The organism is Gordonia sp. SL306 (genome assembly GCF_026625785.1).
Taxonomy (GTDB): Bacteria; Actinomycetota; Actinomycetes; order Mycobacteriales; family Mycobacteriaceae; genus Gordonia.
The window spans coordinates 2,849,458-2,864,928 of the sequence record NZ_CP113063.1 but is presented as its reverse complement, the minus strand read 5'-3'; the positions used below and the strand labels follow the sequence as shown (position 1 = coordinate 2,864,928).

Annotated in this window: 14 protein-coding genes; 5 read left to right on the top strand and 9 right to left on the bottom strand. The window is 67.1% G+C overall.

Going from position 1 to position 15,471, the window contains the following annotated elements; all coding sequences use genetic code 11:
• Positions 1-55 precede the first annotated feature (55 nt).
• Positions 56-1,366, bottom strand: a complete 1,311-nt coding sequence (locus OVA31_RS13095) for an ROK family transcriptional regulator (RefSeq protein WP_267627089.1) — start codon at positions 1,364-1,366, stop codon at positions 56-58.
• A 569-nt stretch (positions 1,367-1,935) separates the two neighbouring features.
• Here OVA31_RS13095 and OVA31_RS13090 point away from each other — a divergent pair.
• A complete protein-coding gene (locus tag OVA31_RS13090) occupies positions 1,936-2,985 on the top strand; it encodes a sigma-70 family RNA polymerase sigma factor (protein WP_267627088.1) in 1,050 nt (349 codons plus the stop codon).
• Between the two features lie 66 nt (positions 2,986-3,051).
• Here the strand turns inward: OVA31_RS13090 and OVA31_RS13085 are convergent, their stop codons facing one another.
• Complete coding sequence (locus OVA31_RS13085; protein WP_267627087.1) at positions 3,052-3,471, bottom strand: VOC family protein; 420 nt, start codon at positions 3,469-3,471, stop codon at positions 3,052-3,054.
• Positions 3,472-3,570: 99 nt separating this feature from the next.
• On the opposite strand from OVA31_RS13085, the gene OVA31_RS13080 reads away from it, so the two are divergent.
• Entirely contained in the window at positions 3,571-4,263 is a 693-nt protein-coding gene (locus tag OVA31_RS13080) for a histidine phosphatase family protein (protein WP_267627086.1), read from the top strand.
• 81 nt (positions 4,264-4,344) lie between these two features.
• Here the strand turns inward: OVA31_RS13080 and OVA31_RS13075 are convergent, their stop codons facing one another.
• From OVA31_RS13075 to OVA31_RS13055, 5 genes are all read right to left on the bottom strand, one after another.
• A complete protein-coding gene (locus OVA31_RS13075; protein WP_267627085.1) occupies positions 4,345-5,082 on the bottom strand; it encodes an SDR family NAD(P)-dependent oxidoreductase in 738 nt (245 codons plus the stop codon).
• Entirely contained in the window at positions 5,072-6,100 is a 1,029-nt protein-coding gene (locus OVA31_RS13070; protein ID WP_267627084.1) for a phosphotransferase family protein, read from the bottom strand. The genes OVA31_RS13075 and OVA31_RS13070 overlap by 11 nt, the downstream gene beginning before the upstream one ends.
• A complete protein-coding gene (locus OVA31_RS13065; protein ID WP_267627083.1) occupies positions 6,097-7,329 on the bottom strand; it encodes an acyl-CoA dehydrogenase family protein in 1,233 nt (410 codons plus the stop codon). Before OVA31_RS13065 ends, OVA31_RS13070 begins: the two co-directional genes overlap by 4 nt.
• 103 nt (positions 7,330-7,432) lie before the next feature.
• Positions 7,433-8,098: a TetR/AcrR family transcriptional regulator gene (locus OVA31_RS13060; RefSeq protein WP_267627082.1), complete on the bottom strand. Its 666-nt coding sequence runs from the start codon at positions 8,096-8,098 to the stop codon at positions 7,433-7,435.
• Positions 8,099-8,146: 48 nt separating this feature from the next.
• Positions 8,147-8,815, bottom strand: a complete 669-nt coding sequence (locus OVA31_RS13055) for a TetR/AcrR family transcriptional regulator (protein ID WP_267627081.1) — start codon at positions 8,813-8,815, stop codon at positions 8,147-8,149.
• A gap of 108 nt (positions 8,816-8,923) precedes the next feature.
• On the opposite strand from OVA31_RS13055, the gene OVA31_RS13050 reads away from it, so the two are divergent.
• Together OVA31_RS13050 and OVA31_RS13045 are read left to right on the top strand one after the other, a co-directional pair.
• Complete coding sequence (locus OVA31_RS13050) at positions 8,924-9,841, top strand: oxygenase MpaB family protein (RefSeq protein ID WP_420714025.1); 918 nt, start codon at positions 8,924-8,926, stop codon at positions 9,839-9,841.
• Positions 9,842-10,179: 338 nt separating this feature from the next.
• A complete protein-coding gene (locus OVA31_RS13045; RefSeq protein ID WP_267627080.1) occupies positions 10,180-12,420 on the top strand; it encodes an MMPL family transporter in 2,241 nt (746 codons plus the stop codon).
• Between the two features lie 88 nt (positions 12,421-12,508).
• Here OVA31_RS13045 and OVA31_RS13040 read toward each other — a convergent pair whose 3' ends face one another.
• Positions 12,509-13,129: a LysE/ArgO family amino acid transporter gene (locus OVA31_RS13040; protein WP_267627079.1), complete on the bottom strand. Its 621-nt coding sequence runs from the start codon at positions 13,127-13,129 to the stop codon at positions 12,509-12,511.
• Positions 13,130-13,209: 80 nt separating this feature from the next.
• Between OVA31_RS13040 and OVA31_RS13035 the strand changes: the two genes are divergently transcribed.
• Positions 13,210-14,127, top strand: coding sequence for a LysR family transcriptional regulator ArgP (locus tag OVA31_RS13035; RefSeq protein ID WP_267627078.1), 918 nt, complete (start codon positions 13,210-13,212; stop codon positions 14,125-14,127).
• Here the strand turns inward: OVA31_RS13035 and OVA31_RS13030 are convergent.
• Positions 14,120-15,439: an MFS transporter gene (locus OVA31_RS13030; protein ID WP_267627077.1), complete on the bottom strand. Its 1,320-nt coding sequence runs from the start codon at positions 15,437-15,439 to the stop codon at positions 14,120-14,122. The genes OVA31_RS13035 and OVA31_RS13030 overlap by 8 nt on opposite strands.
• Positions 15,440-15,471 lie beyond the last annotated feature (32 nt).

Below are 15,471 nucleotides of genomic sequence, written 5' to 3'. Positions count from 1 at the left end.
GGAACCGTCGCGGCTGGGGTAGGGGTACCCGGGGAGGGTGGGGGTGCGGGAGGGTTCAGGCGGTGGCGGCGAGGGCTTCCAGCGGATCGGTGTAGATCGCGTCGAGGGAGACCGCACCGGCCGCCTGCTGCTGCACGGTGGTTCCCGAATGTGACACGCGCACATCGCGGTTGGCCACCACAGACGTCGTCTTGACGGCCTTCGCGACGGTCGGCAGCGTGGCCGGGAAATCGGTGAACGCCTGACCACCGAGCACGATGTGATCGGGGTTGAAGATGTCGGCGATCAGCGCGACTGTCCGGCCGAGGACCTCGGCCCGCTCCTCGAGCAGGGCGCGTGCGGTGGCGTCGCCGCCACGGGCGAGGTCGTGCACGCCCTCGATGTCGTCGACCGAGAGTCCGAGCGCCTGCGCGGCATCCACCACGCCGGTGTCGCTGGCGGTCGGCTCGAGGCGCCCGGTCTTCTCCGGATCGAGAAGTGTGGTGGGTCCGGTGGGGAAATGTCCGATGACCGGCGGGCCCGCGGTCGGAGTGTGCACGGTGCCGTCGACGCAGAAGGCGGTACCCACCATCTCGCGGGCATAGAAGTACAGGAAGCTGGACTTCTTCTGATCGGGGTTGACGACGAGTTCTGCGGCGGCCATCGCCTCGACATGCGAGGCGACCGAAACCGGCAGACCGACGGTCTCGGCGATGATCCGGCCGACCGGCGCAGCCGACCAGCCGAGGCGTGGGTGATCCACCAATCCGCCCGAAGCGACCCGCCCGCCGAGGGCCACACCGGCCCACAGCACGCGACGACCTGCCCAGCGGCCGACGAAACGCCGAGCACTGACCCCGATCGCCTCGAGGGTCTCCTCCGGGCTGTCCGCGGCCGGCGTGGGGATCTGGATGGCACCGACCACCCGATGCAGGAGGTCGTGGGTGGTGATCGAGGTGACCTTGTAGCCGATGTGGATACCCAGCGTGAGGAAGTCGGCGACGTTGAGTTCGAAGGGCAGTCGCGGGCGTCCGATGGCGCCTGCGGGGGCGAGATCGGCGCGTTCGCGGATCAGACCGGCCTTGAGCAGGGCACCCACCTGCCGGTTCACGGTCGAGATGCTCAGCCCGGTGTGCTCGGCGGCGTCGTCGCGGAACACCGGCCCGGACAGACGCGCGGTGCGCAGTACCAGTGCGGCAGGCTTCGACGACAGCTGCAGCTGCGGCGTGGCGATGTGAATGGCGGACGCTCCCTTCCGCGGTGACCCGTAGGCAAGTGGGCGGGGAACGCGGGCGGCGGGCCGGTGTCCCTGGGGTCGGGGCGCCTGCGGTCGGGCGGGTTCCGGGTTGGTGGTGGCGGTGCTGCGGCGGTCGAGCGTTGCGGTCATCTGTGTGTCCTCATCGAATGTGCCACATCCGAGCCGGGTCGGCGCCGTGGCGCGACCGAGTCACTCGGATGAGCGGAAAGTGAGTGGGCCGCCTTTGGCCCGGGGTGAATGCTGAGATCAGCGCATTCGGCAACAACACAGAACACGAGCAAACGGCAGCCGACAGCCCAGAGCGGTTGTCACATAGGTGACCTCTGGGACGTAGGGCTGGCGGCTCGTCATGTGCATCAAGCTAGCAACGCGCGAGGGCTGCTGGCAACCTCGGACGGCCCGCCACCCCGTTCGTCGGCGGCACGCAAATATAGGCGTTCACCGGCGATGATAGGACTGCGACGACGTCCTGGCGTCGGTTGCGCGCAGCCTGATTCAAACCCGCTCCGGACGCACCCGAGCGCTCCCGATCGACCCCGGCAGGCCCGGCGATCCCCCTCACGACCGCCGGGCCGGCACGGCTCATCCGGCGCCTGCGCACCGGATCTACATCTGACGCAGCGGGCCCGGTTTCGGTTCCGTCGAACGCTCGACTCGAGGGGCTGATCTTGTCGGACCCTTCCCGTAATCTGGGACACATGTCCACCACGACTGCGCCCAACGCGTCCGACGCCGAGTTTCTCGAGGTCACCGAACCGTTCCGGCGCGAGATCCTGGCACATTGCTATCGGATGATGGGGTCTCATCACGACGCCGAGGACCTCACGCAGGAGACCTATCTGCGCGCATGGCGTGGCTACGGGGGATTCGATCGGCGCGCGTCGGTGCGCACGTGGTTGCACAAGATCGCCACCAACACCTGCCTCACCGCACTGGGGAGCCGACAGCGGCGGCCGCTGCCGTCCGGACTCGGGGGTGACGCCTTCGACCCGACCGACGACCTCCTGCAAGACCACGAGGTCCCCTGGCTCGAGCCGTTCGCCGGCACCGTCGACGAGATCGCGCCGGGCGACGACGCCGATCCCGCCTATGTGGTGGGTGCCCGGGAGTCGATCCGCCTCGCCTTCATCGCCGCCCTACAGCATCTGCCGGAACGTCAGCGCGCAGTCCTGATCCTCCGTGACGTCCTGCAGTGGCGGGCCGCAGAGGTCGCCGACACCATCGGGGTCACCACCGCAACCGTGAACAGTCTCCTACAACGGGCCCGAGAGCAGTTGAAAAACACTGCGCCCGAGAAGGATTCGCCGAGCACGCTCGACGATGCCGCGAAACGTGAACTGCTCGCCAAGTACGTGTCGGCCTTCGAACGGTACGACGTCGATGCGATCGTCGACCTGTTCACCGACAAGGCCATCTGGGAGATGCCGCCGCCGTTCACCGGCTGGTATCAGGGCGCCGGCGCCATCGGTACGCTCATCCGCCACAACTGTCCCGCCGAGAAAGACGGCGATCAGATCCTCCTGCCGACCACCGCGAACGGGCAGCCGGCGTTCGGCCTGTACATGCGCGAGCCAGACGGCGTCCACCGGCCGTTCCAGCTCCAAGTGCTCGACCTCGACGCCGACGGCAAGGTCTCCTATGTCGTGGCCTTCTTCAGTGACACCCTGGAAGAGGATTTCGCACGGTTCGGGCTGCCCGCCACACCGTACGAGGCACCACAGCGCACCGCGCCCAGCCCTTTCCACTGAGTCCGTTCTACTGAGGCGGATCACGAGCCTTTCCGCTGCCGAGCCGTGTGTTCCGGGCCCGGGCGGCTATGTCGAGGAGTCGTCCGCCGGGATCTGCGAGGGGTCCATCCAGACGACCTCCCATGCGTGGCCGTCGAGATCGCAGAAGCTGCGGCAGTACATGAACCCGAGGTCCTCGGGGTCACGCAGTGCGGATCCGCCATGCGTCAGCGCCGCATCCGCGCACCGATCGACCTCTGCCCGCGAGCCGGCCGACAGCGCCACCAACGACTCACGTCCGACGTGCGGGTCGGCCACCGCACCGGCTGCATATCCCGCGAACCGCTGCTCCGCGTGGAGCACCACCCTGCTGCTGTCGTTGATCTCCATGCAGACGGTGCCCTGATCGCAGAACATCGCGTCGAACCGGAAGCCCAGGCACGTGAAGAACTCCCGCGAACGCGCCACATCGGCCACGGGAAGGTTGACGAACAACATCGTCGACAATTCGGACACTCCTCGATCGCGTGGTGATCCCACGATGTATTGACCGGCCGGGCAGCCCGAACTCATCGCACGCCGACCCGAGGCCATAAGGTGTGACGCATGGGCGTGATCTATCTGGTCCGGCATGGACAGGCCGACCCGAATGCGTACGGCATCCACGGCACCGACGATCCGGCGCCCAACGGGCCGGGGGGACTCACCGACACGGGCGTGATGCAGGCCCGACTGACCGGGGCACTGCTCGCCAGTCTGACCGACAAGGTCACCGCTGCGGTGAGCGGCGATCTCCCCCGGCAGTCGCAGACCCTGGCCGGGGTACTCACGGCCTTCGACGCGGCGCCGACACCTGAGGTCGATCCGGACTGGAACGAATATGCGTTGCCCGCTTTGGTCGGCTCGGCCAGCGCCGAGGAGTATCGCGACGGCCGCAGCTACCAGCAACGTCTCGACGCCGGTCTGGCCGAATGGATCGCCGATACTGCCGAACACCACGAGGCCGGCGGCGAGACCTACCGGGACTTCGACGCTCGGATATCCGCCGCCGCCGACCGAGCCGTGGCCCTGGCCGGATCAGGGCAGACCGTTGTGGTGGTCTCCTCCGCCGGCTCCATCACCCGATGGCTCGGCCAACTGTGGGACATCCCCGCACAGACCTGGCCGCTGCTGTCCCGCACGATGGTGAATGCCTCGGTGTCGAAGTTGATCGTCGGACGCAGCGGCGTCTCGGTCGTGTCCTTCAACGAACACGCCCATCTCGCGGATCGGGACGGTGGGGTCGCGACGTTCCGCTGACGGTCGCGACGCTCCTCAGGGAGCAGTGAAATCATCCCGTCCCCTGAGGAGCGAGCTTGCAAGCGTCTCGAAGGGCCACTGTCACGCCCGATGCAGGTTCGTCCCCGGCCTGGTGAGGATCACGTTGGGCAACACGGCATATCGCGACAGCGCAGTGACCGAGTGTGCGATGGTCGCGACATCACCGACGGTGATCATCTCCTCGCCCGGGACCTGCTCCTTCAGCCAGTCGGACATGTCCGTGTCGACATATCCGGGTGCGATGGCCGTCGCACTCACCCCGTTCAACGACTCCTCGAGGTTGAACGTCTCGCACAGCGAGATCAGCGCCGCCTTCGTCGACCCGTATGCCGACAGCTCCGGCTCGGGGTAGACGCCGGTGATCGACGCGACGGCGATCACCTTCGCCACGCCGTTCGTCTCCGCTGTGGCACGCAGCGTCGGCAGCAGTGACTGCAAGAGAATGTACGGCGCACGGACATTCACCTGATAGAGGCGGTCGAATCGACGAACCGGCAGTTCCGCGATGGCACCCTTCTGCCCCATCCCGGCGTTGATCACCAGGGCATCGCACCTGCCGAATGCCTCGGCATGGCCCGCCGCCAGAGCAGCGACGGCATCGGCGTCGGTCATGTCCGCCGGGATCACCTCGACCCGGCTCGCCCCGAGCTCCGAGAGCTCACCGGCCCTCTGCTCCAACGCTTCTCGACCACGCGAACTGATCGTCAGACCCCACCCGTCCGCGGCGAACCGCTCGGCGATCGCCGCACCGATCCCCCGCGAGGCGCCGGTCACCAACGCGACCTTGTCATCCGACATTCCGTGTCCCCCTCAGCTGTTCGAGACCCGCGGCAACGAATTCCGCGGTCGCCTCGCCCGCGCTCTCGGCGCCGTCTGACGATGCGCCGGCACGCGCCCGATGCGCAATGCCCTCCGCGACCACTCCGAGCTTCAGATTCGCCAGGGCCAGGTAGAAGTCCCAGTCCCCCAGATCACGTCCGGTCCGCGTGGCGTAGCGCTGCGCGATGTCGTCGGCCGACGGATAACGGTCGCTGGTCCAGGCCGCTTCGAAGCCGACCACCTGGTCGAAACCGGGACGGCGGTACACACACATGAGCGCGATGTCGGTGAGCGGGTCGCCGAGCGTCGACAACTCCCAATCCACCACCGCCCGGACAACTCCCGGGTCGTCGGCCGATGTGATGGTGTTGTCCACCCGGTAATCGCCGTGCACGATGGTATTGCGCGCCTCGGTCGGCACGCGCTCGGCCAGAGCGGCGACGAGCCTGTCGACATCGTCGAGCTCGCGGCTCTTCACGTGCCCCCACTGACGGGCCCACAGCTTCACCTGGCGTGCGACGAAGCCATCCGGCCGACCGAACTCGCCGAGCCCGACAGCCTGGTAGTCGACGTCGTGCAGCCGGGCCAGCGTCTCCACGAGACCGTCGAGGTTGCGTTCGACATCACTGTCCGACAACGCCTTCAGATCATCGGCCGTCCGGATGACCGGCCCGTCCACGAACTCGACCACCGTGAACGGAGCGCCGAAGACCTCCCCGTCGGAGTCGATCGCCACGGTCCGCGCCACCGGGACGTCGGTCTGCTGGAGGGCGCTCGTCACGGCCCATTCGCGATTCATGTCGTGCGCCGACGGGGTGAGCCCACTCGTCGGCGGGCGCCGCACCACCCAGTGAGTCCGGTCATCGCGCACACTGAACGTCAGATTGGATTTGCCGCCGCTGATGAGATCCACGCGGAGGTCGCCGACCACGTCGACTCCCCGACCGACCAGGAAGTCACGCAGCAGAACCGAATTGAGCGCCGGATGTTCGCTCACCGGCTCGACTCCGACGCGGCGGTGTCTGCCGACCGGGCCGCCTTGCGTGCCCGGCCGATCGTACGGCGCGCGATCGCCCAACGGTGTACCTCCGACGGACCGTCGTAGATCCGGAACGGGCGCAGTTCACGCTGCAGCCGCGCCAGCGGCAGGTCGTCGGAGACGCCCATTCCGCCACACATCTGGATACTGCGATCGGCGATCCGCGTGTATGCCTCCGCGGCAAAGGTCTTGGCGATCGACGTCTCGTTCGACGCGTGGTTACCCAGGTCGAGTTCGTGGCAGGCCTTGACCAGCAGTGCGGTACTCGCAGCCAGATCGATCTCGTTGTCGGCGACCATCTGCTGGATCATGCCGAGGTCGCCGAGCTTGCCGCCGAACCCTTCTCGTCGTGACACGTAGTCGACGGCGACATCGTGACAACGCTGCGCCGAGCCAAACCACCGCATCACGTGGGTCATCCGCGCCGGGCCCAATCGCACCTGCGCGTAGCGGTAGCCCTCGTCGACCTCGCCGAGGATGTCCTCGTCCGGGACGAAGACGTCGGTGAAGCTGACCTCGCAGTGCCCGCCGATCATCGAGCGGTCCGTCGTCACGATGTGGCGGTCCACGGAGATCCCGGCGGTCTCGGCCGGGGCGAGGAACATCGTGGCACCGCCGCGGTCGCCGGGTGCACCTGCGGTCCGAGCCATGATGATGAAGAAACCGGCCCCCTCGGCGCCGGTGATGAAACGCTTCTCGCCGTTGATCTTCCAGCCGCCGTCAACCTTGACGGCACTGGTGCGCAACGCATTGGGATCCGAACCCGCCCCCGGGGAGGGCTCCGTCATCGCGAACGCCGACCGGACGTCACCGGTCGCGAGCGGGGCGAGGTACTTGTGCTTCTGCTCGTCGCTCGCCACGTGCGCGAGCATGTGGACATTGCCCTCGTCCGGCGCGCCGATGTGCAATGCCACCGGCCCGAAGGTCGAGTATCCGGCAGCCGCGAAGACCGGTGCGCGGTCGGACATGTTCAGACCGAGCCCGCCGAACTCCACCGGCGCGTGCGGCGCGAAGATGCCCTCCGCCTTCGCCTTGGCGTTGAGTTCCCGACGCAGTTCGTCACCACCGGCCGCGGTGATGTCTCCGCCGTGGGCGTTCTCGATCGGCAGGACGTGGTCGCGCACGAATCGGCTCGTCTTGTCGACGATCTCCGAGACGTCCGGGGCGTAGCTCAGGTCAACGGGCATCGGATCTCCTCATGGTTCGCCGACCGAGCGATCGTTCGGCGCCCGTCACGATGCCAGCCGGAACGGCGCCGGTCAAGTCAGGCCGAGGTCACCAGCGGCCGATTCAGTCCGAACCGGCGTCGGTGCGGTAGCCGACAAGAGCCCGCGCGAGCTGCAGGTTGCGGGAGATGAGTTCGTCGGCGCCGAGTTCACCGTCGAGTTTGAACCATGTCGACACCCCGACACACATCGTGGCGACGGCCCGACTCGCGTCCTTGGGATACCGGGTGGAGAACACCCCGGCCTCCACCCCGGCGAACACGACTTCGTCGACCATGTGCTGTTGCCGGTCTCGATGCCCGATGTAGGTCTGCCGGTAGCTGTCGTCGAGACTGCGGATCTCGGTGGACCCCACGAACGCCTGTTCGCGCCGGTACATGTGGAACCTCAGGAGCGACTCGACGACGGCGTCGAACTGGTCGATCGGACGGTCACCCGCCTCGGAGATGGCACGTTCGGACCGACTCAACAGGTCGGTCATGGTCCGTTCCAGCAAACCCTGGAGCAACGACTGTTTCGACGGATAGTGGTGATAGAGCCCTGGTACAGAAAGATTCGCGCGGGAGGCGATCTCTCGCACCGACGTTCCGTGATAACCCTGCTCGGCGAACGCGGCCAGCGCCGCGGCCAACGGCACCGGGAGCTCCGGCTCACCGTAGTCTCGCCATTCGCCGATGGAGTGTGGCCGCACCTCCGCCTCGCCGGCTCCACTACTCATGGCATCCAACATAGCGTCCTCATGGGTATGGCGGTGCAGCGGCGACACATGTATCGATCCCTACGCGCCGAACCGTTCCACGCCGTCGGCGATGGCCATCATCAACCCGACGCTGACCTCGACGACGCCGTCGCGCTCGAGGTCCAGGTGGCCGTCGAGCCACGCGGCCAGCAGGTGGGCAAGACCACCGACCTGGAAATGGGCGGCGGCCAGCGCCTTCGGATGCGACCTGACCTCCAGCACTCCCGACGCCGACTGCAACGTCAGTCCGGCGAACAGGGCGGTGGACTCCATCCGCTTGGCCGCGATGGTCGGGCTCAGCAATGACTGGGAGAACAGCAGACGCCCCTTGCGGCGATCCTCGTCGATGATGCGCACGATGGTGGCGATCGCACCGGCCACCTTGCCCTCGACCCCGTCGCCTGCGCCGAACGCGGCGAGCGCATCCTCGGAGATCTCGGCGATCACCTCGTCGAACGTGGCACTCACCAGCGCCTCGATCGAGTCGAAACTCTCGTAGAAGTAGCGCGTGGTGAGACCCGCCTCCCGGCACACACCGCGAACCGTGACCGACCCGCCGTCCGATGCGCCGAGCAGTTCGAGTGCGGCGTCGACCAGTGTGGCCCGACGGCGGGCGACGCGGCTGCCGCCGTCCTCACCGCCGTAGGCACGCAATCTGCCGCCGGTACTCGATGAGCCGGTCGACCTGGCCTCGGAGGTGCTCGCCACACGTCCATCTTGACACCGATGACGATGACATCGTTGAATGAAAGAGAATACGCACGTTGTCAGAATGCGTGATGGTCATGAACTGTCCGAGCAAACATGGGAGACCTGGTGAGCACTGATCCGATCGTCGACGTCGAGGTCGAGGTGCCGGCTGCGTACTCGGCGACCGCACCGGACACCGAGTACCTGCCTCCGGCGGCCCGGATGACCCGCGGCGAACTCGATGCCCTGCCGACCCGGATGAACGAGATGAAGGGCATCTCCGCGCTCGCCGGGCCGGCCAACGTGATCATGCAGCTCGCCATGCCCGCGGTCGGATACGGCGTGTACGAGAGCCGGGTCGACAGCGGCAACCTGTTCAAGCACCCGATCAAGCGCACCCGCACCACGCTGAGCTACCTCGCCGTCGCGGTCATGGGCAGTCCGGCCGATCGCAAGGCCTACCGCAAGGCGGTGGGCAAGGCGCACGCGAAGGTGCGGTCGAGCGCGGACAGTCCGGTGAAGTACAACGCCTTCGACCCCCGGCTGCAGCTGTGGGTGGCCGCCTGCCTCTACAAGGGCTGGGAGGACATGCAGCGGATCTACGGCGATCCCGCCGACATCACCGAAGAGGCCTATCAGAACGGCGCGGTCCTCGGCACCACGCTGCAGGTGCCGCGCGAGATGTGGCCGGCGACCCGGGCCGATTTCGAGACCTACTGGAACGAGACCGTCGAGAGCTTCGAGATCGATCCGGTCATCCGCGAGCACCTGATGAGCATCACTCGTGCGGAGTTCATGCCGCGCTGGTTCAGCGTGCTGGTCGGCTGGTGGTTCGAGCTGCTGACCATCGGCTTCCTGCCGGAGAACTTCCGCGACAAGATGGGCCTCGAGTTCAAGCCCTGGCAGCGCGTCGTGTTCGACACGCACAACAGGGTCGCCCGCGCCATTTGTAACCGGCTTCCGAAACCCATGCGCGAGTTCCCGTTCAACCTGTTGCTGTGGGATGTCCGCTTCCGGATCCGGACCAAGCGACCGCTGGTCTGAGCTTCCCTGGTCGCGGAACCCGGGTCTCGATACGCTGCCTCGCTCCGCTCGGAAGCTACTCGACCAGCAAGGCATACCCCGCCCTTTCGGCGGTCGAGTAGACGACGAGCACAGCAGGGGCTCCCCCTCGCCGGTCGAGTAGACGACGAGCGCAGCGAGGAGTCGTATCGAGACCTCGCACACCCGCAGCAACACATCCCGATCACGGTCGGCACTCCACGCTCATCGGGGCGATGATGGGTACCTGAACGGGATCGCCCATCCCGAGTGGCCGCTGTCACACAGGTCTCCGGGGCGGAGCCCGATACGCTGGCTGTCACATCGATTGGGAGGTCGCCGTGGCGTTGTGGTTGTACCGGCTCGGGCGTTTCACGTTCCGGCACAAGTGGTGGTTCGTCGGAGTCTGGCTCGCCGTGATCATCGCCCTCGGCGCGATCGTCAGCGCGGTCGCACCCAAGTTCTCCACCGACTTCGAACTGCCCGGCACCGACTCGGACCGTGCGATGTCGGTGATGAAGTCCGACTTCTCGGCGATCAACGACCAGCAGCTCAAGGCGTCGACCAGCATCCTGGTGGCCGCCGACGACGGGCTCGCCAACCACACCCAGCAGATCGACGCGCTGGTCGAGAAGGCCCGGACCCTGCCCAAGGTCCTGGAGCCGCAGACCGTCGTCAATCCGGTGACCGCGGCGCAGGAGAACCCCGCAATGGCGTCGGCCGTCCTCGGCGACAACGGCAAGGTCGGCCTGATCCAGATCCGTCAGGACATCCCGGTTCAGGACCTGACCGGTGCGGACATGCAACAGTTCGAGGACCTGCTGGCCGATTTCCGCGGCGGCGGCCTCGAAGTCGAGGGCACCGGTTCGCTGATGCAGGTGTTCGAGCAGGGTGGTGTGTCCGAACTGCTCGGCTTCGCGGTCGCCTTCGTGATCATGATCGTCGCGTTCGGCGCGCTGATCGCCGCTTTCATCCCGATCGTCACCGGCATCCTGGGCGTGGGGATCACCATCCTGTTGGTCACGTTGAGCGCCAAGATCATCGACGTCCAGCAGAGTGCGACCACGATCATCACGATGCTCGGCATCGCCGTGTCGATCGACTACGCGCTGTTCATCGTGTCCCGGTATCGATCCGAGCTGAATCTCGGCGGCAGTCGGGAGGCCGCGGTCGGACGGGCGGTCGGGACCGCGGGTTCGGCCGTCGTGTTCGCGGGCCTGACGGTGATGATCGCGGTCGCCGCGCTCGCCGTGGTCGGGATCCCGTTCATCACCCAGATGGGTGTCGCCGCGGCCGTGGCCGTCCTCGTCGCGGTGCTGGGCGCGATCACCCTGATCCCGGCGCTTCTCGGCGCCTTCGGCCGATTCGCGTTCAAACCCCGCATCCCGGGCATCCGGCACGGCGACGAACCCGACTCGCAGCCGTCGAACGGATTGCGGTTCGCGCGGTTCGTCACCCGCTACCCGCTACCGGTGGCCATCATCGGTCTCATCCTCCTGGCCGTCGCCGCCATCCCGATGACCAAGATGGAACTCGGGATGGAGTCGACCACCGACAGCGAATACGCCGCCACCCAGCTGCTCAATCGCGGCTTCGGCGAGGGCGTGAACGGTCCGCTCCTGGTGGTGGTCAGCGATGCAGACGGCGGCGACGTGGCACCAGCGGCGACCGCCGTCGTCGACAAGGTCAAGACCCTCGACAACGTCGCCAATCCGGCCCAGATCACCTGGATCGGCAACGGCACCGACCCGGCGAACCCGCAGGCGGGCGCGAACGCCGCACTCATCTCGGTCACCCCGCAGCAGTCGCCGAGCGGTCCGCAGACCCACGACCTGATGGAACAGATCCGCGACTACGGCGCGACGTCGCCCGACGGCGCCACCGTCAACGTCGGCGGACAGACCGCGATCATGTCGGACATCTCGTCGAAGCTCAGTTCGGCGTTGATCCCGTTCCTGATCGTCGTGGTCGGGTTGGCCTTCATCATCCTGACGATCGTGTTCCGGTCGCTGCTGGTCCCGCTCATCGCGACCATCGGTTTCCTGTTCTCGGTGTGCGCGACGTTCGGCGCGACCGTGGCGATCTTCCAGGAGGGCGACTTCGGCCTGATCGACCACACCAAACCGATCATCTCGTTCCTGCCGATCTTCCTGGTGGGCGTGGTGTTCGGCCTGGCGATGGATTACCAGGTGTTCCTGGTGACCCGAATGCGTGAGGAATACGTGCACGGCGTCTCGGCCAAGGAGTCCGTCATCGTCGGCTATCAGCACGGTGCCCGGGTGGTCGCGTCCGCGGCGGTGATCATGATCTCCGTGTTCGCGGCGTTCATGCTGGCACCGGACACGATCGCGAAGATGATGGGCTTCGCACTCGCCGCCGCGGTGTTCTTCGACGCGTTCATCATCCGGATGGCCGTGGTGCCCGCGGTCATCACGCTGCTCGGCGACACCGCGTGGAAGCTCCCCCGCTGGCTCGACCGCATCGTGCCCAACGTCGACGTCGAGGGCTCCGCCATCCGCGAGATCCCGATCGAGACCCAGGTGGATCCGGATCTCTGGGAGCCCGAGCCGGCGAAGGTGTGACGGCCCGCCTCGCCGCGAACGCCACCGGATCCCTCAGGAGCGAGCCTGCGAGCGAATCACCCGATCCCTGAGGAGCGAGCCTGCGGCCTCACACCGACGCGATCAGCATCGCCCCCATCGCGAGCATCACGACCGCGACGACCGCGTCGAGCATCCGCCACGACCTCGGTGACGCGAAGTGGCGGGCAAGTCTCGTCGCACCTCCGCCGAGCGATGCGAACCACAGGAGGCTCGCGAGGCAGGCGCCGATGGCGAACGCCCACTTGGCATTTCCATGGCTGTTCGCGATGGCGCCCATGGTGAGCACCGTGTCCAGATAGACGTGCGGGTTGAGCCACGTGAGGGCCAGCGTCATCCCAACCGCCGCCCACCGGCTCACCGTGTTCGCCTCGCCTGCATTGGTCACGATGGCCTCGCTGCTCCGCAGGCACCGGCGCGCCGCCATCAGCCCGAGCACGATGACATAGCCGCCGCCGACGATCTTCGCGATCGTCACGACTGCCGGATGAGCGGCGACAAGTGCGCCGAGCCCGGCGACACCCGCGAGGATCAGGACGACGTCGGAGATCGCGCACACCGCGACGACCGGGATCACGTGCGCGCGGGCCACACCCTGCCGGATGACGAAGACGTTCTGGGGACCGATGGCGATGATCAGCCCCGCGCCGGTCAGCAACCCGGCGATGGCGGCAAGGACATACGTACTCATGGCAACGACGGTAAAGACGCCAGGCACAACAATCCAGCGAATGTTTTTCATGAATCATCAAAGCAACTTAAGATCGGCGGATGGAGATCAGCCAGGAAGGCCTGCAGACCCTCGCCGCGGTTCTCCGTGAGGGCACCTTCGACGCCGCGGCGACATCGCTGCACATCACTCCGTCCGCGGTCAGCCAGCGGATCAAGGCCCTCGAGACCTCGGTCGGACGAGTCGTCCTCCGCCGGACAAAACCGGCCACGGCCACGCCCGACGGTGAGGTGCTCGTCCGCCTCGCCAAACAATGGGAGCTGCTACTCGAGGAGACCCGCGCCGAACTGATCGGCAGTGGCACGGCCGACGAGGACTCCGCCCGCATCCACCTCCCGATCGCGGCGAACGCGGACTCGTTGGCCACGTGGTTCCTCCCGGTTCTCGCGCAAATGCATCACGCGCACCCGGTCGCCATCGAGGTGGTGCGCGACGACGAGAGCCAGAACACCCGGTTCCTCCGGTCGGGAGAAGTACTCGCCGCCATCACCTCCGACCCACTCGGCATCCGCGGCTGCACCACCCGGGCACTCGGGTCGATGCGCTACCTGCCCGTCGCCACACCGGATTTCGTGGCCCGTTGGCTCCCCGACGGCCCGACTGCCGCGGCGCTGTCGCGCGCCCCGATGGTGCTGTTCGACCGCAATGACTACATCCAGCGGGACGTGCTGACAACTCTTGCCGCGCAGCCGGTCTCGCCACCGATCAGCTACATCCCGGCCTCCACCGAGTTCCACCTCGCCGTGCAACTCGGTGTCGGGTGGGGTGCGGTGCCGGAGGCCCAGATCGCCGATGCGCTCGACGCGGGCCGGGTGATCCCCATCGTCGACCACCATGTCGACGTCCCGCTGTTCTGGCAATACTGGAAACTCAGCTCGCCGATCCTCGACGCCCTGACCGAACTCACCGTCGCCGCGGCCGCCGAGCACCTCGTCGCACCACCGGGTCGGCTCAGGTGAGGACCTTGGGATTGTCGGTCACCTGAATCCGCAACGGATGGTCGATCTCGTCACGCCACAGGCGCGCCGCGAGGTAGAAGCACGCCGCGACCGGCACCGGCACCAGACCCGCCAGCACAAAGGTGGCGGTCAACCCGATCGCGTGACTGACCGGCGCGGCGATCGCCATCGACACGGGCATCAACGCGACCGAGACGAAGAAGTCCAGGCTCGCGACCCGCCCGAGGAGCGCCGGCGGGACCCTGCGCTGTAACAGCGTGCCCCACAAGACCATCGGGCCGTCGAACAGGATACCCATCAGGAGCCCGGCCGCCACGAACATCCATGTCCGGTCGGCGAAGCCCATGATCACCAGCGGCACGCTCGAGAAACCCCAGATCGAGAACATCACCGTCAGATATCGTCGCGGCATCGGGATCGAGGCGAACACCAGCGACGACAGTGCTGCACCGACGCCGAACGCCGCAAGCACCAACGAGTGATCACCGGCACCGCCGTGCACACGCTCCCGCAGGGCGAACGGCACCAGGACCTCGATCGGCCCCATGGTGGCGAGCACCAGGATGCAGGCGAAGAACAGCGTCGCCCACAACCACGGCGTGCGCCACATGTACGCGAAGCCCTCGGCGATGTCGGTGACCACCGACCGGAATGGATGCACCGTGATCGCGCTGGGCTCGCGCCGCACCCGGACCGGGTCCATCGCGACATAGAACAGCGACGACACCGCGCTCGCGACGCCTGCCAGCACGATCGCCACCGCCGGAGAGGCGATGGAGATCGCACCACCGGCCACCATCGGGCCGAGCGCCTGGAAGACGACCGGGCGCAGGAAACCCTCGATCCCGTTGGCGGCCTGCAGCTGTTCCGCCTCCACGATGCTCGGGAGCAACGCCGAGTACGCAGGGTAGTACATGCCCATGGTGACGCCACCGACAAAAGCGGCGGTGATCAGGAAAGGCTGGTTCAGAACACCGAGCATGGCGGCGACGCCCACGACCGCGAACGCCAGCAACTTCACGGTCTCCAGCGCGATCATGATGAGGCGCTGGGAGACCCGGTCGGCGAGAACTCCGCCTGCGAGAGTCGACACCACCATGCCGAGGGCCGCCACGCCCGTGACGGCCGAGAGCTGTCCCGGCCCGCCGCCCATGTCGATGACCTGCCACACCACCCCGACGGTCCACACGCCGTCGGCGAACATCGCCAGTACCAGGCCGAGAACGAGCAGCCGGTACTGCCGCAGCGCGAACGGTCTCAGCGCTGCGGGCAGTCGATGGTCGGCCAAATGCCGATCGGAACCGGTGCTCACATATCGAGCTTGCCGGATGGTGACCGCGTCCG

Bases quoted from the DNA above. Each gene is read 5' to 3' on its own strand.
- OVA31_RS13035 (WP_267627078.1), top strand. From the start codon at position 13,210: ATGGAGATCAGCCAGGAAGGCCTGCAGACCCTCGCCGCGGTTCTCCGT.
- OVA31_RS13040 (WP_267627079.1), bottom strand. From the start codon at position 13,129: ATGAGTACGTATGTCCTTGCCGCCATCGCCGGGTTGCTGACCGGCGCG.
- OVA31_RS13090 (WP_267627088.1), top strand. From the start codon at position 1,936: ATGTCCACCACGACTGCGCCCAACGCGTCCGACGCCGAGTTTCTCGAG.
- OVA31_RS13080 (WP_267627086.1), top strand. From the start codon at position 3,571: ATGGGCGTGATCTATCTGGTCCGGCATGGACAGGCCGACCCGAATGCG.
- OVA31_RS13095 (WP_267627089.1), bottom strand. From the start codon at position 1,366: ATGACCGCAACGCTCGACCGCCGCAGCACCGCCACCACCAACCCGGAA.
- OVA31_RS13065 (WP_267627083.1), bottom strand. From the start codon at position 7,329: ATGCCCGTTGACCTGAGCTACGCCCCGGACGTCTCGGAGATCGTCGAC.
- OVA31_RS13075 (WP_267627085.1), bottom strand. From the start codon at position 5,082: ATGTCGGATGACAAGGTCGCGTTGGTGACCGGCGCCTCGCGGGGGATC.
- OVA31_RS13060 (WP_267627082.1), bottom strand. From the start codon at position 8,098: ATGTTGGATGCCATGAGTAGTGGAGCCGGCGAGGCGGAGGTGCGGCCA.